At 67.8% G+C, this 18631-nt stretch carries 19 protein-coding genes; 14 read left to right on the top strand and 5 right to left on the bottom strand.

Annotation, left to right across the window (positions count from 1 at the left end):
* Complete coding sequence (msrA, locus tag A9X00_RS21080) at window positions 1–516, bottom strand: peptide-methionine (S)-S-oxide reductase MsrA (protein WP_067157915.1); 516 nt, start codon at window positions 514–516, stop codon at window positions 1–3.
* Window positions 517–686: 170 nt separating this feature from the next.
* Between msrA and A9X00_RS21075 the strand changes: the two genes are divergently transcribed.
* The 5 genes from A9X00_RS21075 (at window position 687) to A9X00_RS21055 (ending at window position 4508) form a co-directional block, all read left to right on the top strand.
* A complete protein-coding gene (locus tag A9X00_RS21075) occupies window positions 687–1526 on the top strand; it encodes a hypothetical protein (protein ID WP_067157912.1) in 840 nt (279 codons plus the stop codon).
* A gap of 124 nt (window positions 1527–1650) precedes the next feature.
* The gene (locus A9X00_RS21070) at window positions 1651–2157 is read left to right on the top strand and encodes a nuclear transport factor 2 family protein (RefSeq protein WP_067157909.1); all 507 of its coding nucleotides are present in this window, start codon (window positions 1651–1653) and stop codon (window positions 2155–2157) included.
* Window positions 2154–3173: an NAD-dependent epimerase/dehydratase family protein gene (locus A9X00_RS21065; protein WP_067157906.1), complete on the top strand. Its 1020-nt coding sequence runs from the start codon at window positions 2154–2156 to the stop codon at window positions 3171–3173. Before A9X00_RS21070 ends, A9X00_RS21065 begins: the two co-directional genes overlap by 4 nt.
* A gap of 78 nt (window positions 3174–3251) precedes the next feature.
* Window positions 3252–4067 (top strand): class I SAM-dependent methyltransferase, encoded by an 816-nt coding sequence (locus A9X00_RS21060; protein WP_067158095.1) that lies wholly within the window; start codon window positions 3252–3254, stop codon window positions 4065–4067.
* Window positions 4068–4127: 60 nt separating this feature from the next.
* Window positions 4128–4508: a DUF427 domain-containing protein gene (locus A9X00_RS21055; RefSeq protein ID WP_067157903.1), complete on the top strand. Its 381-nt coding sequence runs from the start codon at window positions 4128–4130 to the stop codon at window positions 4506–4508.
* 4 nt (window positions 4509–4512) lie between these two features.
* Here the strand turns inward: A9X00_RS21055 and A9X00_RS21050 are convergent, their stop codons facing one another.
* On the bottom strand, window positions 4513–4911 hold the full coding sequence (locus tag A9X00_RS21050) for a nuclear transport factor 2 family protein (protein ID WP_067157901.1): 399 nt from the start codon (window positions 4909–4911) through the stop codon (window positions 4513–4515).
* Between the two features lie 60 nt (window positions 4912–4971).
* On the opposite strand from A9X00_RS21050, the gene A9X00_RS21045 reads away from it, so the two are divergent.
* Complete coding sequence (locus A9X00_RS21045; RefSeq protein ID WP_067157898.1) at window positions 4972–5883, top strand: DNA-3-methyladenine glycosylase; 912 nt, start codon at window positions 4972–4974, stop codon at window positions 5881–5883.
* Between the two features lie 87 nt (window positions 5884–5970).
* Window positions 5971–6519: a Dps family protein gene (locus A9X00_RS21040; protein ID WP_067157895.1), complete on the top strand. Its 549-nt coding sequence runs from the start codon at window positions 5971–5973 to the stop codon at window positions 6517–6519.
* On the opposite strand, the gene A9X00_RS21035 is transcribed toward A9X00_RS21040, so the two are convergent.
* The gene (locus A9X00_RS21035) at window positions 6520–7911 is read right to left on the bottom strand and encodes a chloride channel protein (RefSeq protein WP_067158091.1); all 1392 of its coding nucleotides are present in this window, start codon (window positions 7909–7911) and stop codon (window positions 6520–6522) included.
* A 126-nt stretch (window positions 7912–8037) separates the two neighbouring features.
* Between A9X00_RS21035 and A9X00_RS21030 the strand changes: the two genes are divergently transcribed.
* From A9X00_RS21030 to A9X00_RS21000, 7 genes are all read left to right on the top strand, one after another.
* Window positions 8038–9000, top strand: coding sequence for a pirin family protein (locus A9X00_RS21030; RefSeq protein WP_067157892.1), 963 nt, complete (start codon window positions 8038–8040; stop codon window positions 8998–9000).
* 2 nt (window positions 9001–9002) lie between these two features.
* Window positions 9003–9638: a TetR/AcrR family transcriptional regulator gene (locus A9X00_RS21025; RefSeq protein WP_067157889.1), complete on the top strand. Its 636-nt coding sequence runs from the start codon at window positions 9003–9005 to the stop codon at window positions 9636–9638.
* A gap of 71 nt (window positions 9639–9709) precedes the next feature.
* Window positions 9710–10651 carry a class I SAM-dependent methyltransferase gene (locus A9X00_RS21020; RefSeq protein ID WP_067157886.1) on the top strand — a complete coding sequence of 314 codons (942 nt, stop codon included), beginning with the start codon at window positions 9710–9712 and terminating at the stop codon, window positions 10649–10651.
* Window positions 10652–10679: 28 nt separating this feature from the next.
* On the top strand, window positions 10680–11612 hold the full coding sequence (locus tag A9X00_RS21015) for a class I SAM-dependent methyltransferase (RefSeq protein ID WP_197515224.1): 933 nt from the start codon (window positions 10680–10682) through the stop codon (window positions 11610–11612).
* Between the two features lie 133 nt (window positions 11613–11745).
* Window positions 11746–13185 carry an aldehyde dehydrogenase family protein gene (locus A9X00_RS21010; protein WP_067157880.1) on the top strand — a complete coding sequence of 480 codons (1440 nt, stop codon included), beginning with the start codon at window positions 11746–11748 and terminating at the stop codon, window positions 13183–13185.
* A gap of 60 nt (window positions 13186–13245) precedes the next feature.
* Entirely contained in the window at window positions 13246–14106 is an 861-nt protein-coding gene (locus A9X00_RS21005; protein ID WP_067157878.1) for an SDR family oxidoreductase, read from the top strand.
* Between the two features lie 4 nt (window positions 14107–14110).
* Window positions 14111–15079 (top strand): NADPH:quinone oxidoreductase family protein, encoded by a 969-nt coding sequence (locus tag A9X00_RS21000; protein WP_067157875.1) that lies wholly within the window; start codon window positions 14111–14113, stop codon window positions 15077–15079.
* On the opposite strand, the gene A9X00_RS20995 is transcribed toward A9X00_RS21000, so the two are convergent.
* Together A9X00_RS20995 and A9X00_RS20990 are read right to left on the bottom strand one after the other, a co-directional pair.
* Window positions 15076–16803 (bottom strand): PE-PPE domain-containing protein, encoded by a 1728-nt coding sequence (locus A9X00_RS20995; RefSeq protein ID WP_067157872.1) that lies wholly within the window; start codon window positions 16801–16803, stop codon window positions 15076–15078. The two genes, A9X00_RS21000 and A9X00_RS20995, sit on opposite strands and share 4 nt — an antisense overlap.
* A gap of 65 nt (window positions 16804–16868) precedes the next feature.
* Window positions 16869–18599: a PE-PPE domain-containing protein gene (locus A9X00_RS20990; protein WP_067157868.1), complete on the bottom strand. Its 1731-nt coding sequence runs from the start codon at window positions 18597–18599 to the stop codon at window positions 16869–16871.
* Window positions 18600–18631: the final 32 nt, after the last annotated feature.

The raw sequence follows: 18631 nt of genomic DNA, 5'->3' as shown, positions 1-18631 counted from the left end.
TCAGCTGCCGGCGGCGGCCCGACGCGGCAACTTCCAGCCGGGACGCACGAAGTGGCAGGTGTACCCGCTGGGGTAGCGCAGCAGGTAGTCCTGATGCTCGGGCTCGGCCTCCCAGAAATCGCCCGCGGGGCTGACCTCGGTCACCACCTTGCCCGGCCATAGGCCGGACGCCTCGACGTCGGCGATGGTGTCCAAAGCGACCCGCTTCTGCTCGTCGTCGAGGTAGAAGATCGCCGAGCGGTAGCTGGTCCCCACGTCGTTGCCCTGGCGGTTCTTCGTCGTCGGATCGTGGATCTGGAAGAAGAACTCCAGCAGCGTGCGGTAATCGGTGACCGCCGGGTCGTAGACGATTTCGATGGCCTCGGCGTGCGTGCCGTGATTGCGGTAGGTCGCGTGGGGGACGTCGCCGCCCGTGTAGCCGACCCGGGTCGCGATCACGCCGGGTTGTTTGCGGATCAGGTCCTGCATGCCCCAGAAGCAGCCGCCGGCCAGGATCGCCTTCCCATGCACCGCCATGCTGGTCCCTCCTTGTCGTTTGCGATCTTCCGATTATCCCGCATAACCGCCGCGGCTGGCGGCGAGGCGTTGTCCGCCGAACGTGAAACTGTTGCCAAAAACCGGCGGGAAATTCGCAACCACTTCACGCTCGGGCAAGGGTGTCGGTCGCGCGGGGCAGACTTCGGCGCGTGGAAGAGCCATTCATCGGCAGCGAGGCCGTCGCGTCCGGCCGTGTGACGCCCTACGCACTGCGCACCCGATTCAAGGCGATCCACCGCGACGTGTATATCCAAAGCGGTACGGAGATCACCGCGGTGGTGCGCGCCAGAGCGGCGTGGTTGTGGTCGCGCCGGCGCGCCGTCGTGGCCGGACGCTCCGCGTCGGCGGTGCACGGCGCACAGTGGGTCGACAACCGAGCCCCGGCCGAAATCCTGTACGAGAATCGCCACGCGCCGACCGCAATCCGCACATGGTCTGCGCTGGTGCCCGACGACGAGGTAACGGTCGTGGACGGGATGCTGGTGACCACGCCGGCGCGCACCGCCTTCGACCTGGCATGCCGCAACCCGGTCGACGAGGCGGTCGCCCTGATCGATGCCCTCGCCCGAGCGACGCGGCTCAAAGTGGCCGCCGTCGAGCTGCTTGCCGAGCGATACCCAGGTCGCCGCGGCGTCCGAAACGCCCGTCTCGCGTTGGGTCTCGTCGATCCGGGCGCCGAGTCGCCGCGCGAGACGTGGCTGCGTCTGCTGCTCATCCGAGCGGGTTTTCCACCGCCGGAGACCCAGATACCGGTTTACGACGCGTATGGCCAGCTCGTCGCGGTCCTCGACATGGGATGGCGGGAACTCAAGATCGCCCTCGACTACGAGGGCGACCAGCACCGCACCGACCGGCGGCGATTCAACAAGGACATCCGACGCGTCGAGGCCGTCACCGCGTTGGGCTGGATCGATATCAGGGTCACCGCCGAGGACACACAGGGCAGCATCATCTGGCGGGTACTGGCGGCATGGGATCGCCGAGGGTGAAGCTGTTGCGAAATTCCCCGCGGAAACTCGCGACAGTTTCACGCTCGCTCAAGCGGCCGGGCGGGCGCGTGGCGCCGGCGAGCAATGCTCGACAAACGTCAATAGAACGTGTTCTAGTTTTGGCATGACTACCGCCACGTTCTCACACGGCGAACTCGCCGCCGCCTTCGAGAAATTCGAGGAAACGGTCGCCCGGGCCGCCGAAACCCGGGACTGGGACGCCTGGGTCGAGCAGTACACGCCGGACGTCGAGTACATCGAGCACGCGGCGGGCACCATGCGCGGCCGCGACGAGGTGCGCGAGTGGATCAAGCAGACGATGACCACCTTCCCCGGCAGCCACATGGTCGCGTTCCCCACGCTGTGGTCGGTCGTCGACCCGCCCACCGGTCGGGTCATCCTCGAACTCGACAACCCGATGCGCGACCCCGGCGACGGCAGCGTCATCAGCGCCACCAACATCACGATCATCACGTATGCCGGCGACGGCCTGTGGAGTCGCGAAGAAGACATCTACAACCCGCTGCGCTTCCTGCGGGCAGGGCTGAAGTGGTGTCGCAAGGCGCAGCAGCTGGGCACCCTCGACGACGACGCCGCGCGTTGGATGCAACAGAACGGTGGGCAACAGTGAGCGCCAAACCCAAGCTCGTCATCGGCGCCAACGGCTTTCTGGGTTCGCATGTGACCCGCCAACTCGTCGCCGACGGCGCCGACGTGCGGGTCATGGTGCGCCCGAAAGCCAACACCCGCAGCATCGACGACCTGCAGGTCACCCGCTTTGAGGGCGACGTCTTCGACACCGACACGGTGCGCGAGGCGATGGACGGCGTCGACGACGTCTACTACTGCGTCGTCGACACCCGCGCCTGGCTGCGTGACCCGTCGCCGTTGTTTCGCACCAACGTCGAAGGCCTGCGCAACGTTCTCGACGTCGCCGTCAAAGAGCCCGGCCTGCGCAGGTTCGTCTTCACCAGCACGTACGCGACGGTGGGCCGACGACACGGGCACGTGGCGACCGAACAGGACGTCATCGACCCGCGCGGGCTGACCCCCTATGTCCAATCCCGGGTCCAGGCCGAGGATTTGGTGATGCGCTACGTGGCCGAAGCCGGGCTGCCCGCCGTCGCGATGTGCGTCTCGACGACGTACGGCAGCGGCGACTGGGGCGGTACCCCGCACGGCGCCTTCATCGCCGGCGCAGTGTTCGGGAAGCTGCCCTTCCTGATGAACGGCATCGAGCTGGAGGTCGTCGGCGTCGACGACGCCGCCCGGGCCATGATCCTGGCCGCCGAGCGCGGCCGCATCGGGGAGCGATACCTGGTCTCCGAGCGGATGTTCGCGCTGAACGATGTCGTGCGCATCGCGGCCGACGAGGCGGGGGTGCCGCCGCCGCGACGCTCGATTTCTGTTCCGGTGCTCTACGCCCTGGGCGCGTTCGGCAGCCTGAGGGCGCGGCTCACCGGCAAGGACTCCGAACTCAGCCTCAAGTCGGTGCGGATGATGCGCGCCGAAGCCCCCGTCGACAGCGGCAAGGCGATGCGCGAATTGGGTTGGCAGCCACGCCCGGTGGAGGAATCCATCCGCGAGGCGGCCCGATTCTGGGCGGAGCTGAAAGGCGCCACGGGCAAGAGCGCGACTCGGAGCTGAACGCCGCGCCGCTGGGCGTTCAACATGACTGAGGCGGTCGCCTCGCGACTAGCCTCGGGCGGCGTGACTGCCGAAAGGATAAGCGTCGACCTCAGCGGGGCGCCCCAGACGATGCTGGCGACGCTGTACGCCAAGGCGCTGGACGCCGACTTCGACTCGCCGATCCTGGGCGATCGGTACGCGAAGGAGATCGTCCAACGCATCGACTACGACTGGAAAAAGACCGCCATCACGCCGAGCAGGGCGCCGTCGGTCACCACCCGGTCCGCGCACTTCGATACCTGGGTGCGCCAATTTCTCGCCGCACACCCGCGGGCTGTCGTGCTGCACCTGGGCTGCGGACTCGACAGCCGATGCCTCCGGGTGCGGCCAGGCCCAGGCGTCGAGTGGTATGACGTCGACTACCCCGACGTCGCTGCGCTGCGCGCGCACCTCTACCCCGCGCGCGACCACTACCGGGTCATCGCCGCCTCCGTCACCGACCCGGCCTGGCTCGGGGACATTCCCGCGGACCGTCCCGCGCTGATGATCGGCGAGGGGCTGACCATGTATCTCACCGAGCAGGACGGCATCGGGCTGCTGCGCCGCATGGTCGACCACTTCGGCTCAGGCGAGCTGCAGTTCGACGCATTCAACTGGCTCGGGATCAAGTCGCAGTGGCTCAATAGCGTCGTGCGCCGTTCGGGATCCACGCTGTCCTGGGCGATCAACGGGCCCGACGATATCGTCGACGCGGTGCCGGGTGTGCGGCTCGTGGCCTGGGAACGGTGGTTCGAGTCCTACACCTTCGCGCAACTCCCGATCTCCGCGCGGGTGATGGGGAAGGCAATGTCGCTAGTGGAGGCCTTTGCCAAGATGGCGCAATACCACCGCTACGCATTCGGGCCGGCCTGATCGGGAAGGGTTGCATGGGGGCTGGTGTTGCACAGGCTATCCGCGTCTGAGGAGGAACCCATGACCCACCCGGAAATCAAAGAACCGAGCGCCGGGCATCCGATCACCATCGAGCCGACGAGGGGCCGGGTGCAGGTCCGCGTCAAGGGCGAGTTGGTCGCCGACACCACCGCGGCGCTCGAGCTACGCGAGGCGAGTTTGCCTGCGGTGCAATATATTCCGATGAGCGACGTGGTCTCCGACCGGCTCACCCGCACCGACACCAGCACCCATTGCCCGTTCAAGGGCGACGCCAGCTACTACAGCGTGACCACCTCGGCCGGCGAGACCGTCGACGACGTGATCTGGACGTACGAGGAGCCCTACCCCGCCGTCGCGGAGATCGCGGGGCACGTCGCCTTCTACCCGACCAAGGCGGAGATCAGCGTCCTGGCGCAGTAGGCGCTCAGAAGGTGGATGTGGGCAGCGCCTGCGCCGCAGCGCGGGTGTCGCTGTACTCCCGCATCGAGACGATCAGTCCGTCGCGCATCTCGAAGATGCAGGCGAACGGGCTTCTGTAGTCGACGCCGTCGGTGGTGGTGCCGGATGCGATGGCCTCCACGACCACGGTGTCGCCCTCGCTCACACACCGGACGAGATCGACGGTGATTTCCAGCGTCCGTTTGCGCCAGTCGATCGCTTGCCGCAGGGTCGCCTTGTCGAAAGAGACCCGGGTGTACAGGCTCCAATAGGTGAAGTCGTCGCTCAGCAGCGAAAAGCCCTCGTCCAAATCGCCGCCCTCGCTGAGGCTCTGCAGGAACATCCACGCGAGTTCGGTGTGCGGGCCGTCGAAAGGCGTCATCACATCGCAATATTGTCTTGGGGCACAGTTGGCGGTCAATCAGGGCGGTCCGAAGGGTTATCGGTGAAGAGCGCGCGCACGGTCACATTCCCCGGGGCGGCCAGCTTCGGGCACACCCTGGCGCCCCTGCGCCGCGGTCCGCGCGACCCTTGCTTTCGGTTGCCCGGTGACGGCACCATCTGGCGAACCAGCCTGCTGCCCAGTGGGCCCGTCACGGCGCGGATCAGCCGCGCCGCTGCCAACGCGGCCCATTGCGAGGCCTGGGGCGCCGGTGCGCCGGAGTTCATCGAGATGCTGCCCGCCATGCTGGGCGCCGACGACGACGCGTCGGACTTCGAGCCGCGCGACCCCGTCGTTGCCGCCGCCCACCAACGCGTGCCGCATCTGCGACTGGGCCGCACCGGGCGGGTGCTGGAGGCCCTGATCCCGGCGATCATCGAGCAGCGGGTGCCCGGCGCCGACGCGTTCCGGTCCTGGCGCGTCCTGGTCTCCAAGCACGGGACGCCCGCGCCCGGGCCGGCGCCGGCCGGGATGCGGGTGCCGCCGTCGGCCGAGGCGTGGCGGCACATCCCGTCGTGGGAGTTTCATCGCGCCAACGTCGACCCGAGGCGGGCGCAGGCCGTGGTGAGTTGTGCGCGGCGGGCGGACTCGCTCGAGCGGCTGGTGTCGCGCCCGGCGGAGCAGGTCCGGCGGGCGTTGACGTCGCTCCCGGGAGTGGGTGAGTGGACCGCGGCCGAAACCGCGCAGCGCGCATTGGGTGACGCCGACGCCGTGTCGGTGGGCGACTACCACATCCCGAAGATGATCGGCTGGACGCTGCTGGGCCGCCCCGTCGACGACGCCGTGATGCTCGAGCTGCTCGAACCGATGCGCCCGCACCGCCACCGGGTGGTTCGCTTGCTCGAGGCCAGCGGGCTGGCATACGAACCGCGGCGCGGTGCCCGGCTGCCGGTGCAGCAAATCCACACGCTCTGACCCGCGGTTGTTTTCCAGAGGGGTCATCGGGTACCCAACTGGGCAAGTACCGTGTGCGAACCGCAGGGAAGGAAGCTAGAAAAAGCAATGACTCAGTTCACTATTCCGGGATTGACCGACAAACAGGCGGCGCGACTCACCGAGATGCTGCAAAAGCAACTGAGCACCTACAACGATCTGCATCTCACGCTCAAGCACATCCACTGGAACGTGGTGGGGCCGAACTTCATTGGCGTGCACGAGATGGTTGATCCCCAGGTGGACGCGGTGCGCAAGTTCGCCGACGACGTCGCCGAACGCATTGCGGCGCTTGGGGCTTCGCCGCAGGGCACGCCGGGCGCGATCATCAGGGATCGCTCGTGGGACGACTATTCCGTCGGCCGCGACACGGTCCAGGCGCATCTGGCCGCGTTGGACCTGGTCTACAACGGCGTCATCGAGGACATCCGCCAATCCATCGACGAGACGGACGAACTCGACCCGGTGACCCAGGATTTGTTGATCGGGCAGGCGGGACACCTGGAGAAGTTCCAATGGTTTGTCCGGGCGCATCTGGAAAGCGCCGGAGGAAAGCTGGCCCACGAGGGCAAGAGCACCGAAAAGGATGCGGCGAGCACGGCCCGTCGCAAGTCCTAGCTATCGGTTCGCGCGCTCGGCCTCGGCGGTTTCCCGGTTCAGCCGCTGCGCCTCGTAGATGGTGACGTTGCTGCGCGACAGCAACAACGCCGCTATCCCGACGGCGAGGATCGCGCCCGGCACCACCGAAAACGAGCCGGTCATCTCGGCGACCATGATCATGATCGCCAGCGGTGCCCGCGCGACGCTGCCGAAGCAGGCCATCATCCCGACCACGACGAAGATGCCGGGCTCGTGCGGCACCCCGGGCAGCCCGGACAGCTCGCCCAGCCGCCAGACGGCGGCCCCGACGAACGCGCCGACGACGATCCCCGGGCCGAACAGCCCGCCGGATCCGCCGGTACCGATCGACAGCGACGTGGCGATGATCTTGGCGATGGGCAGGACGATGACGATCCACAACGGGATCGCCATCAGCGAGGTGCGGTCGGCCGCCAGCTGGGCCCAGCCGTAGCCGCTGCTCAGGATCTGCGGGAGCAGCAGTCCCAGCAGCCCGACGAGCAGTCCGCCCAGCGCCGGTTTGAGCACCGCGCCGCCGGGCAGCCGCTGGGTGAGCCGCACGGTGGTATGGAAGGTGCGGGCGTACAGGTAGCCGACCGCGGCCGCGACCAGACCGATCACCACGAACCACAGCAGCGGCCACGCCTTCTCGAAGCGGTACTCGGCGTCGATGTAGCCGAACAGCGGGTCGAAGCCCAGGAATGCCCCGAGCACCGCGTAGGCCGTGCCCGAGGTGATGAAGCCGGGCAGCAGGAAGCGGTAGTCGAAGTCGTCGCGGTAGGGGATCGACGCGGCCAGCACCGCCCCGCCCAGGGGCGCGGCGAAGATCGCTCCGATGCCGGCGCCGATGCCCAGCGCCACCGCCGTCCGGCCGTCCTCGTCGGACAGGTTCAGCCGCCGGGCGAGCAATGAGGAGAAGCCCGCCGAGATTTGTGCCGTCGGCCCCTCGCGGCCGGCCGAACCGCCCGAGCCGATGGTCAGCGCGCTGGCCGCCATCTTCACCAGCACGGCGCGGAAGCGGATGGCGCGCGGATCGCCGTGCGCGGCCTGGATGGCTTCGTCCGTGCCGTGGCCGGTCGCCTCCGGGGCCAGCTTCGCCACGATCAGCGCGGACAGCAACGCGCCGCCCGTCGTCACCAGCGGGATGGCCCACGCCCGGCCAAAGCCCGTCGACCCGTGGTCGCCACCCTCCCCGACCGGCGTCGGGACGCGGTAGCCGGCCAGGTAGCCGAGCAGAAACTCTTCGGTGTACTTCAGCGCGAAGTAGAAGACGACCGCCCCCAGGCCCGAGATGACGCCGATCGTGACGCCCAGCAGCAGCCACTTCTGCAGGTAGCCCGACTTGCGGATCGATGCCCCGAAGCGCCCGCCGGCGGCGCGGGCCGGGGCCACGGGGGCGTCCGTCGGCTGGGGCTCGTCATCCGTCGGTTCTTCCCCGGGCACCACGTCATCTTAGGCAGACGGGAATAATCGGACTGTGGTCCGGTTATATGGGCAGGCTAACCTAAGGAGGACGATATGCCCGCTGTAACCGCGGACACTCTGACCCTGCCACGCGTCGGCGCCGCAGGTCCCGCCGAGACCGAACGGCCGGTTCGATCCATCACCACCGGGCCGCGCGGCTACGAGGGCGAGGGCTTCCCGGTGGTCCGCGCGTTCGCCGGGGTCAGCACCGCCGCCCTGGATCCGTTCGTGCACATGGACCAGATGGGCGAGGTGGAGTACCAGCCGGGGGAGGCCAGGGGCACCGAGTGGCATCCGCACCGCGGGTTCGAAACCGTCACCTACATCATCGACGGGAAGTTCGCGCACCAGGATTCGCACGGCGGCGGCGGGCTGATCACCGACGGCGCGACCCAATGGATGACGGCGGGTTCGGGGATCCTGCACATCGAGACACCGCCCGCCGAGCTGGTCGAAAGCGGCGGCTTCTTCCACGGCGTCCAGCTGTGGGTCAATCTGCCGAAGCGGGACAAGTTCGCTGCGCCCCGGTATCAGGCCATTGAGGGCGGGGACGCCGGGTTGGTGGCGTCGGACGACGGCGGGGCCCTGGTGCGCATCATCGCCGGTGAGATCGACGGGCACCGTGGCCCCGGGATCACCCACACGCCGATCACGCTGGCGCACGCGACGATCGAAACCGGCGCCCGGCTCAACATTCCGTGGCGGCGTGATTTCAATGCGCTGGCCTACGTGCTGTCCGGCAGTGGATACGTCGGTCCCGTGCGCCACCCGATCCGCTCGGGGCAATTGGTCGTGCTCGGACCCGGCGACCGGATCACCGTGGGGGCCGACCGGGAGGCGATCGATGTGCTGCTGCTGGGCGGTCAGCCGATTCGCGAGCCGGTATTCCACTACGGGCCTTTCGTGATGAACACGCGCGCCGAATTGATAGAGGCGCTAGAGGACTACCGGGCCGGAAAATTCGGCAGCATTCCGCCAAATGCGCTAATGCCCCACCGTGGCGGTGGCACACTCTAGAAATGTCGCAAACGGCGAGTCGCCGGCCGGGACGTCCGCCCGCCGCAAAGGCGGACGAGACCCGCCAGCGGATCATGCAGGCGGCTCGCCTGGTGTTCAGCGAGCGTGGCTACGACGGCGCGACGTTCCAGGCCATCGCGGCCCGCGCCGACCTGACCCGACCGGCGATCAACCATTACTTTTCCACCAAACGGCTCTTGTACCGCGAGGTGCTCAAGCAGACGAACGCCCTCGTGATCGGGGCGGGCATTCGGCAGGCGGAGAGCGAGACCACGCTGACGGGGCGGCTCACGGCGTTCATCACCGCGGCGGTGCGGGCAAACTCCGACAATCCTGCCGTCTCGGCATTTCTGATTGCCGCCGTGCTCGAGTCGCAACGGCATCCGGAAATAAGCGGAGCAGAAATTGATTCGGTCAAAATTAGCCGCGAATTTCTGGCATCGGCGGTCAACGAAGCAATCGAGCGCGGGGAGGTCGCCCCCGATATCGACGCGTCCGCTTTGGTCGAGACCCTAATAGTCGTGCTCTGCGGCGTCGGGTTTTACGCCGGCTACATCCGCAGCTACGAAGAGATTCTGGCGATCAGCGACGTGCTGCGCCGGCTGTTGGAAGGCGCGCTCTGGCGGCCGGAGAGCTGACCGGCCCGGCGCAGTGAAGTTGCGCACAAAGCGCATAGGCTAACTAACTTCTTCGGTAGCATGGTTGGGTCATGACTGATGTGGACGCCTCCTTGCCGCCTTCCCTTCGGACCGACGGTGACAGCTGGGCCATCACCGAACTCGTCGGCGCCACCGCTCTGGGTGTGGCCGCGGCGCGCGCCGCGGCAACGGCCGGGCCGGACCCGCTGATCCGCGACGAGTTCGCCCGCCTGCTGGTGTCGTCTGCCGGTGACGCCTGGGCCCGACTGGCCGACGCCGAGCTGGCCTGGCTCGACGGCGATCCGCAGGGACAACGCGCGCACCGGCTCGGCATCGACTACCAGGCCGTGCGCACCCACTTCTTCGACGACTACTTCGGCAACGCGGTCAACGCCGGGATTCGGCAGGTCGTGATCCTGGCCGCCGGGCTGGACTCGCGGGCCTACCGGCTGGACTGGCCGTCGGGCACCGCGGTGTACGAGATCGACCAGCCCAAGGTGCTGGAGTACAAGACCCGGACCCTGGAGGAGCACGGCGCGGTGCCGACCGCCAGCCGGCGGCCCGTTCCGGTGGATCTGCGCGACGACTGGCCCGCGGCCCTGACGGCCGCCGGCTTCGACCGCACGCAACCCACCGCCTGGCTCGCCGAGGGCCTGCTGCCGTACCTGCCCAGCGACGCCCAGGACCGGCTCTTCGAATTGTTCCACGCGCTCAGCGCCCCCGGCAGCCAGGTCGCCATCGAGGTGTTCGGCCTGAACTCCCGCAGCAACACCGGCCGGTGGCAGCGGATGCGCGACCGGCTCGGCCTGGACGTCAACGTGCAGGCGCTGACCTTCCACGAGCCCGACCGCACGGACCCCGTTGCCTGGCTGACCGACCACGGCTGGCAGGTGGACGCCGTGAACAACCGCGACGAGATGGCCCGATTGGGCCGCCCGGTTCCCGAGGACCTGGACGACGAGGCCGTCCGCAGCACGCTGCTGCGCGCGCGCCTCGGCGGATCGAACAGCTGATTAAGGAGTAAGCAACGCGATGAGCTCACTGCGCACCCACGACGACACCTGGGACATCAAGACCAGCGTCGGCAGCACCGCGGTCATGGTCGCCGCCGCCCGGGCTGTCGAAACCGAACGGCCCGACCCGCTGATCCGTGACCCGTACGCGCGGCTGCTGGTCAGCAACGCCGGCGCCGGCGTCTTGTGGGAGGCGATGCTCGACCCGGAGATCGCGGCCAAGGTCGAGGCGCTCGACGAGGATTCCGCGGCTCACCTGCACCACATGCGCGGCTATCAAGCCGTGCGGACGCACTTCTTCGACACCTACTTCACCGACGCCGTCGCCGCCGGCATCCGCCAGGTCGTCATCCTGGCGTCGGGTCTGGACTCGCGTGCCTACCGGCTGGACTGGCCGGCAGGCACCACGGTCTATGAGCTCGACCAGCCCGAGGTGCTGGCCTACAAATCCACCACCCTGGCCGAAAATGGCGTCACCCCCGCCGCGGATCGCCGCGAGGTGGCCATCGACCTGCGGCAGGACTGGCCGGCCGCGCTGCGCGCCGCGGGCTTCGACCCGACGCAGCGCACGGCGTGGCTGGCGGAGGGGCTGCTGATGTACCTGCCCGCCGAGGCCCAGGACCGGCTCTTCACCCTGATCGGCGAGCTGAGCCCGGCCGGCAGCCGGGTCTCGGCCGAAACCGCACCCAACCACGCCGACGAGCGGCGCCAGCAGATGCGGGAACGCTTCAGGAAGGTGGCCGACGAGATCGGCCTGGAGGAGACCGTCGACGTCGGGGAGCTGATGTACCGCGACGACCACCGCGCGGATGTCGCGGAGTGGCTCAACGAACACGGCTGGCGCGCGACGGCCGAGCACTCGATCGACGCGATGCGCCGGCTAGGCCGCCTGATCGAGAACGTCCCGATGGCCGACGACAAGGACGCGTTCTCCGACTTCGTGATCGCCGAGCGGCTGTAGCGGCTTCCCCGCGCGCCGCGCTCAGTCGGGGCGGATCCTTCCTACTGCGCTCCCAACCGCTTGGTTAGGATCGCGGTTATCACCGACGAGCGGCCACCCGCACTGCAGCGGGCGTCTCTGCTCGGGAAGGACAATGATGACCACCGAATCGGTTGCACAGAAAGCGTCGGAATCCAAGGAATCCACGAACGGCGCGCCAGCACAGACGGTCGACATCCCCGCGACGGTGGCCCGGCTCCGCAAGACGTTCGCCTCCGGGCGCACCCGCGACGTCGAGTGGCGCAGGCAGCAGTTGCTGCAACTGCAAAAGCTGATGGAGGAGAACGAGGAGGCGATCAGCGCCGCCCTCGCCGTGGACCTGGACCGCAACAAATTCGAGTCGTTCATCGCCGACATCGGGACGACCGCGGCTGAGGCGAAGTACGCGGCCAAGCACCTGCGGAAGTGGACGCGCCGCCGCTACGAACGGCTGGAGCTGCCGCAGCGGCCCGGGCGCGGCTGGATCGAGTACGAGCCCTACGGCACCGTGCTGATCATCGGCGCCTGGAATTACCCGTTCTACCTGACGCTGGGTCCGGCGGTCGGGGCGATCGCCGCGGGGAACGCCGTCATCCTCAAGCCCTCGGAAATCGCGGCCGCGTCGTCGCGGTTGATGGCCGAGCTGGTGCCGCGCTACCTCGACAGCGAGGCGATCGCGGTCGTGGAGGGCGACGGTGCGGTGAGCCAGGAACTCATCGCGCAGGGCCTGGACCGCGTGATGTTCACCGGTGGCACCGAGATCGGCCGCAAGGTCTACGAGGGGGCCGCCCGCCACCTGACACCGTGCACGCTCGAGCTCGGCGGCAAGAGCCCGGTGATCGTGGCCGCCGACGCCGACGTGGACGTCGCGGCCAAGCGGATCGCGTGGATCAAGCTGCTCAACGGCGGGCAGACCTGCGTCGCACCCGACTACGTGTTGGCCGACGCGAAGATCCGCGACGAGCTCGTCGACAAGATCGGCGCGGCCATCAGGAAGATGCGCTCCAAGGAGCAGCAGGGAATTCGCATCGTCAACCAGCGTCAGTTCGACCGGATCAGCGGTTACCTCTCGGACGGCGACGGCAAGGTGACCGAGGGGGGCGCCTGCGACGCGTCGACGCTGCGGATCCAGCCGACGGTCGTCGTCGACCCGGACCCGGACGGCCCGCTGATGCAGAACGAGATCTTCGGGCCGATCCTGCCGGTGATCACGGTCCAATCCCTGGACGAGGCAATACGTTTCGTCAACTCGCGGCCAAAGCCGTTGTCCGCCTACCTGTTCACCAAGGCGAAGGACGTCCGCGAGCGGGTGATCAAGGAGGTGCCCGCCGGCGGCATGCTGGTCAACCACCTGGCCTTCCAGGTGTCGACGGCCAAGCTGCCGTTCGGCGGCGTCGGCGCGTCGGGCATGGGCGCCTACCACGGCCGCTACGGCTTCGAGGAGTTCAGCCACCGCAAGTCGGTGCTGACCAAGCCGACCCGGCCCGACCTTTCCAGCTTCATCTACCCGCCGTACACGGAGCGTGCCATGAAGATGGCCCGGAGGCTGTTCTGACGCCGTCATCGGCGCCAAATCACTTGCTAGATCGAGTTTTTCATACCAGAGAGGAACCTTATGCCAGGAGTGCAGGATCGCGTCATCGTCGTCACCGGAGCCGGCGGCGGATTGGGGCGTGAATATGCCCTGACCCTCGCCAAGGAGGGCGCCAGCGTCATCGTCAACGACCTCGGCGGGGCCCGCGACGGAACCGGCGCCGGCCACAACATGGCCGACGAGGTGGTCAAGGAGATCAAGGAGGCGGGGGGCCGGGCGGCCGCCAACTACGACAGCGTCGCCGAGCCCGAGGGCGCCGAGAACATCATCAAGACCGCGCTCGACGAATTCGGCGCCATCCACGGTGTGGTGAGCAACGCCGGGATCCTGCGCGACGGCACGTTCCACAAGATGACGTTCGAGAACTGGGACGCCGTGCTCAAGGTGCATCTGTACGGCGGCTACAACGTCATTCGCGCCGCCTGGCCGCACTTCCGCGAGCAGAGCTACGGCCGCGTCGTCGTCGCCACCTCCACCAGCGGGCTGTTCGGCAACTTCGGCCAGACCAACTATGGGGCGGCCAAGCTCGGCCTGGTCGGCCTGATCAACACGCTGGCCCAGGAAGGGGCCAAGTACAACATCCACTCCAACGCGCTCGCCCCGATCGCGGCGACCAGGATGACCCAGGACATCCTGCCGCCCGAGGTGTTCGAGAAGCTCACGCCGGATTTCGTGGCGCCGGTGATGGCCTACCTGTGCACCGAGGAATGCGCCGACAACGGGTCGGTTTTCATCGTCGGTGGCGGCAAGGTGCAGCGCACCGCGCTGTTCCAGAATGAGGGCGTCACCTTCGACCAGCCGCCGTCGGTGCAGGACGTCGCCGCGCACTGGGCCGAGATCACGGACCTCTCCGCAGCGCAAAAGGCCGGATTCAAGCTGTAAGGCCATGAAAGCCTGTGTGGTGCAAGAGCTGTCCGGTCCGGACGGCATGGTCTTCACCGATATCGACGACGTCAACGCCGACGGCGACCACGTCGTCATCGACGTCCGGGCCGCCGGGGTGTGCTTTCCAGACTTGCTGCTGACCAAGGGCGAGTACCAGCTGAAGTTGCCCCCGCCGTTCGTCCCCGGCATGGAAGCCGCCGGCGTGGTGCGTTCCGCGCCGGAAGGCTCGGGCTTCCGGGTGGGTGAGCGGGTTTCGGCTTTCGGGATCTTGGGTTCCTACGCGGAGCAGGTGGCCGTCCCGGTGCCCAACGTGATGCGCAGCCCCGCGGAACTCGATGACGCCGAAGCGGTTTCGCTGCTGGTGAACTACAACACCATGTACTTCGCGTTATCCCGTCGCGCCGCGATGCGGCCGGGCGACACCGTCCTGGTGCTGGGCGCCGCCGGCGGGGTGGGCACGGCGGCCATCCAGGTGGCGCGGGCGATGGGCGCGAAAAAGGTGCTGGCCGTGGTGCACCGGGAGGCGGCCGCCGACTATGTCGGGTCACTGGGCGCCGACCTGGTGGTGCCGCTGGCCGATGGCTGGGCCGACCGGGTGCGCGACTACACCGAGGGCCGCGGGGTGGACATCGTCGTCGACCCCATCGGCGGCCCGGCGTTCGACGATGCGGTCCGGGTCCTGGCGATCGACGGCAAGCTGCTGGTGATCGGTTTCGCCGCCGGCAGCATTCCGACCGTGAAGGTCAACCGGTTGCTGCTGCGCAACGTCAGCGTGGTGGGCGTCGCGTGGGGCGAGTACCTCAACAGGGTCCCCGGTTCGGCCGCCCTGTTCGCCTGGGGTCTGAGCCAATTGGTCTTCTTGGGGCTGAGACCGCCTCCGCCGCAGCGTTATCCGTTGTCGGAGGGGCAGGCCGCGCTCCAGAGCCTCGCCGACGGCGGCGTGCTCGGCAAGCTGGTGCTCGAGCCCTAGGGCGCCGGATGCGGGGTGCCGTTCACGATCGTGCCGAGCGCGTCGACGAAGATCAAGAATTCGACGCCCCCTGCCACCGTGCCCATGCCGATGTCGCCGGCGATCGGCAGCCCGATCGCGTTGACGAGACCCTGAACGGGGTCGCCGTTGATCGCCTGCGATATCCCGTTCAGGAATAGGTTCAGGTCGTACGACGGGAGGGTGGTCACGAGGGCGGTCGCGATGTCCGCCGTCGGAAGCAGGGTCGCGTAGGCCGTCGACGCGTCGCCGGCGAAGGTGGTCGCGAAATTCGTGTTGGCGTCCTCGAGGGAGTGGATGAACCCGTCGAGCGAGGCAGGGGACAACAGCGTGCTGGGCGAGGGCAGCGAAATCGGGGCGGGCGAGCCCGACATGTCCGGCAGCGACAGGTTCGGCAGCATCGGGGGGCCTTCGGCCCGAAATGCGTTGGCGGCGTTGATAATCCCTTGCTGGGTACCGCTGACCAGGTCGCCGGGAAGGGCCGCGGTGGCGCTGAGCGGCGGGAACAGCCCGAACGGGGTAGTGACGTCCGCCGGGCCCGTCGACCAGCCGTATGCTGGGTCGCCGTAGCCCCAGTTGACGAGATACCTCAGGTCTGGTTGGAGCAGCTCCGCGAGCGGGTCCCCGAAGTAGGGAATCGCACGCACCGGTTCCAACAGAGGCAGATGCGGGTTGGGAATCATCCGGTAGGTGGTACCGCCGCTGTAGCCCGGAGACGTCGACAGGGTAATCGCCGAATCAACCTGGGACTGCGGGATCGTCAGGTACGTGCCGTGCACGTACACGATGCCCATCACGGCGTTCAAGTCGGACAGGAAATCGATCGGGTATTGGGGGAAATCGGCGAAGCCGTCGTATTCGAGGGTGTTGTTGATGACGGTGTAGCCCGTATTCGACGCCATGCCGCCGTAGAACGGCAGGCCCAAGCTGGGGATGTTAAGGCCCGGGAATCGCGCGAGCATCCCACCGTTGGGTGTCATCTCGTTTCCGACCAGCACGAAGTTCACGGCCGAAGTCGGCACGTGCGCGGCGGCGAGCTGGGGCAGCTCCAGCGCGGCCAGGATGGCGCCCTGTGAGTAGCCGAAAACGTTGATGGGGGTGTTTCCGGCGTTGAGCTGCTGCATGATCGCGTTGTTCAACGCCGTTAGCCCGCGGTCCACGGATATGTTGAGGGTCAAATCCTTGATGCCGGTGATCGGATATAGCCCCTCCGGCGTGAACACCGGCTGCAGGTTGGTGGTGGTGAAAAAGGGCGAAATGTACTTGCCGTAAGCCGCGTTCACGTAGGCGGGCGACGGCATCGGCACCCCACTGGCGCCCAAGATCAGCGAAACGGCCACGGGCGGGTCAGCCGGTAGCGCGTTGACCGCGGTGGTGGCCTTCGCTGCGCCGGTGGTGCCGGTCAGCGACGCGAGCGTGGCCGAAATGTCCGCTTCCGCTTGCGCGTAGGCGTTTCCGGCGGCGGCCAGCGCGGCGGCGAACTCGTCGCTGAAGGCGGTCGCCCGTTGCAGTATCGCCTGGTATTGCTGGCCGTAACTGCCGAATAGGGACGCCGTGATCGCCGACACCTCGTCTTGAGCCGCGGCCACGAGACCGGTCGTCGGGCCGGCGGCGGCCGCCTTGGCGGCGTCGATCGCCGCACCGATATGCGATGCGTCGGCCGCGGCCACCGCCAGCAACTGCGGCTGCGCGATCACTCCAGTCATCCGCTATTCCCCCTTACCACCGACGCTGACCGTCATTCGGCCACCGCGCCGCCCTCACAGCTAGATCACTGGGGACCTGGGTTCGGCACCCCGGTAAAGATCGTCTCGCCCGCGTTCACGAAGTTGATGAGCTCGAAACCGCCCGCCAGCGTGACCAATCCGACATCGGCGGCGATCGGCCGGCCGAACGCATTCATGAGCCCGCCAACCGGATCGCCGTTGATCGCCTGCGTGATGCCGTCGAGGAACAGGTTGAGGTCGTACGACGGGAGGGTGACGACGACCGCGGTGGCTATGTCTGCGGTGGGCAGCAGCGTCGCGTAGGCGGTGGAGAAGTCGCCCGTCAGGGTGCCGACGATGTTGGTGTTCGCGGACTCGATGGCCTGGATGATGCCCGTGGGTGTGGTCGGGAGCGACGCCGACGGTGGCAGCGCCAGCTGGGCGATGCCCGTTGATGCGGCGCCCGGAAGTGAAATGGCCAGGCTCGACAGGTCGTTGGTGAAGGCGCTGACGCCCTGCGAGGTGGCGCCGGGCAACAGGGCGGCCAGCTCCGTCGTGGCGCTCAGCGGCGGCAGGAACCCGAACGGGGTCTGGACGTCGGCCGGGCTGGTCGACCAGCCGAAGTTCGGGTCGCCGTAGCCCCAGTTGACGAGGAGCTTGAGGTCCGGCTGGATCAGGTCCGCCAACGGGTTTCCGATGACGGGCAGCAAACGCAGCGGCGTCAGCAGCGGCAGGTTCTCGGTGGGGATCATGTTGTAGGTCGTCATGGAGGGCGCCCCGGACTGACCCAGCGTCACCGCCGTATTGATCGTCGCCTGCGTCAGGTGCGGATAGCTTCCGTGGATGAACACGATGCCGGCGAGGGCATTGAGGTCGGAGAAGATATCGATCGGATAGCGCGGGAAGTCGGCGAAGCCGTCGTATTCGAGGCTCCAAATGGTGGTCGGGAAGTCATTGCTCGGCGTCGAGGTGCCGAAGGTGACGCCCAGGCTCGGGAAGCTCAGCCCCGGGAAGCGCGCAATCAGGCCGCCGTTGGGATTGGCCGGGTCACCGAGCAGCGTGAAGTACACCTGGTTCGTCGCCGGGTTGAGTGAACCCACATAGCCCTCGGCGAGGAGTTTCGGCATCTCCAGCGAGGAGATGATCGCACTCTGCGAGTAGCCCAGTATCGAAACGCTATTGGTCGGCCCACCGCCGCCGACAGCGAAGGGCGTGATCTGCTGGGTGATGATGTTGTCCAGCGCGGTGACGCCGCGAGCCAGGGAGATGTCCAGCGTCAGGTCTTTGACGCCGCTGAAGGGATACAACCCCTCCGCCGTCGTCACGGGCAGCGTGAGGGCACTGGTGAAAGCGGTGAGGTAGCGGCTGCTGACATTGTCGACGTAGCTCTGCGGCGGGTTGGCGGTGCCGGTGCCGGTCATGACCAGGATGGCCTTGACGGTCGGGTCGGCCGCCTGCGTCAGCGCCGTGAACGGCACGCCGCTCGCCGCGCCCGTCAGCCCGAGCGTCCCGGCGATCTGGGCTTCGGCTTGCGCGTAGGCATTTCCGGCGGCGCCCAGCGCGGCGACGAACTGTCCGTGGAACGCGGACGCTTGCTGCAGCAGCGCCTGGTATTCCTGTCCGAACGAGCCGAAGAACTGTGCGGTGATTGCCGACACTTCGTCTTGGGCCGCCGCGGCCAGACTCGTTGTGGGGCCCGCGGCCGCCGCCTTGGCCTCCTCGATCGCCGAACCAATTGCCGACGCGTCCGCCGCGGCCGTCGTCAGGATCTGGGGCTGCGTGATCAAGCTCGTCATCGGTTCTTCCCTTCCGGACACAAGGATTCCGA

This window comes from Mycobacterium sp. 1245805.9 (genome assembly GCF_001672915.1).
Lineage (GTDB): Bacteria > Actinomycetota > Actinomycetes > Mycobacteriales > Mycobacteriaceae > Mycobacterium.
This window is presented reverse-complemented; position numbering and strand designations above follow the sequence as displayed.

Excerpts from the sequence above, each read along its gene's own strand:
- msrA (WP_067157915.1), bottom strand. The coding sequence starts at position 516 with ATGGCGGTGCATGGGAAGGCGATCCTGGCCGGCGGCTGCTTCTGGGGC.
- A9X00_RS21070 (WP_067157909.1), top strand. The coding sequence starts at position 1,651 with ATGACTACCGCCACGTTCTCACACGGCGAACTCGCCGCCGCCTTCGAG.
- A9X00_RS21055 (WP_067157903.1), top strand. The coding sequence starts at position 4,128 with ATGACCCACCCGGAAATCAAAGAACCGAGCGCCGGGCATCCGATCACC.
- A9X00_RS21040 (WP_067157895.1), top strand. The coding sequence starts at position 5,971 with ATGACTCAGTTCACTATTCCGGGATTGACCGACAAACAGGCGGCGCGA.
- A9X00_RS21030 (WP_067157892.1), top strand. The coding sequence starts at position 8,038 with ATGCCCGCTGTAACCGCGGACACTCTGACCCTGCCACGCGTCGGCGCC.
- A9X00_RS21025 (WP_067157889.1), top strand. The coding sequence starts at position 9,003 with ATGTCGCAAACGGCGAGTCGCCGGCCGGGACGTCCGCCCGCCGCAAAG.
- A9X00_RS21020 (WP_067157886.1), top strand. The coding sequence starts at position 9,710 with ATGACTGATGTGGACGCCTCCTTGCCGCCTTCCCTTCGGACCGACGGT.
- A9X00_RS21010 (WP_067157880.1), top strand. The coding sequence starts at position 11,746 with ATGATGACCACCGAATCGGTTGCACAGAAAGCGTCGGAATCCAAGGAA.
- A9X00_RS21005 (WP_067157878.1), top strand. The coding sequence starts at position 13,246 with ATGCCAGGAGTGCAGGATCGCGTCATCGTCGTCACCGGAGCCGGCGGC.
- A9X00_RS21000 (WP_067157875.1), top strand. The coding sequence starts at position 14,111 with ATGAAAGCCTGTGTGGTGCAAGAGCTGTCCGGTCCGGACGGCATGGTC.
- A9X00_RS20995 (WP_067157872.1), bottom strand. The coding sequence starts at position 16,803 with ATGACTGGAGTGATCGCGCAGCCGCAGTTGCTGGCGGTGGCCGCGGCC.
- A9X00_RS20990 (WP_067157868.1), bottom strand. The coding sequence starts at position 18,599 with ATGACGAGCTTGATCACGCAGCCCCAGATCCTGACGACGGCCGCGGCG.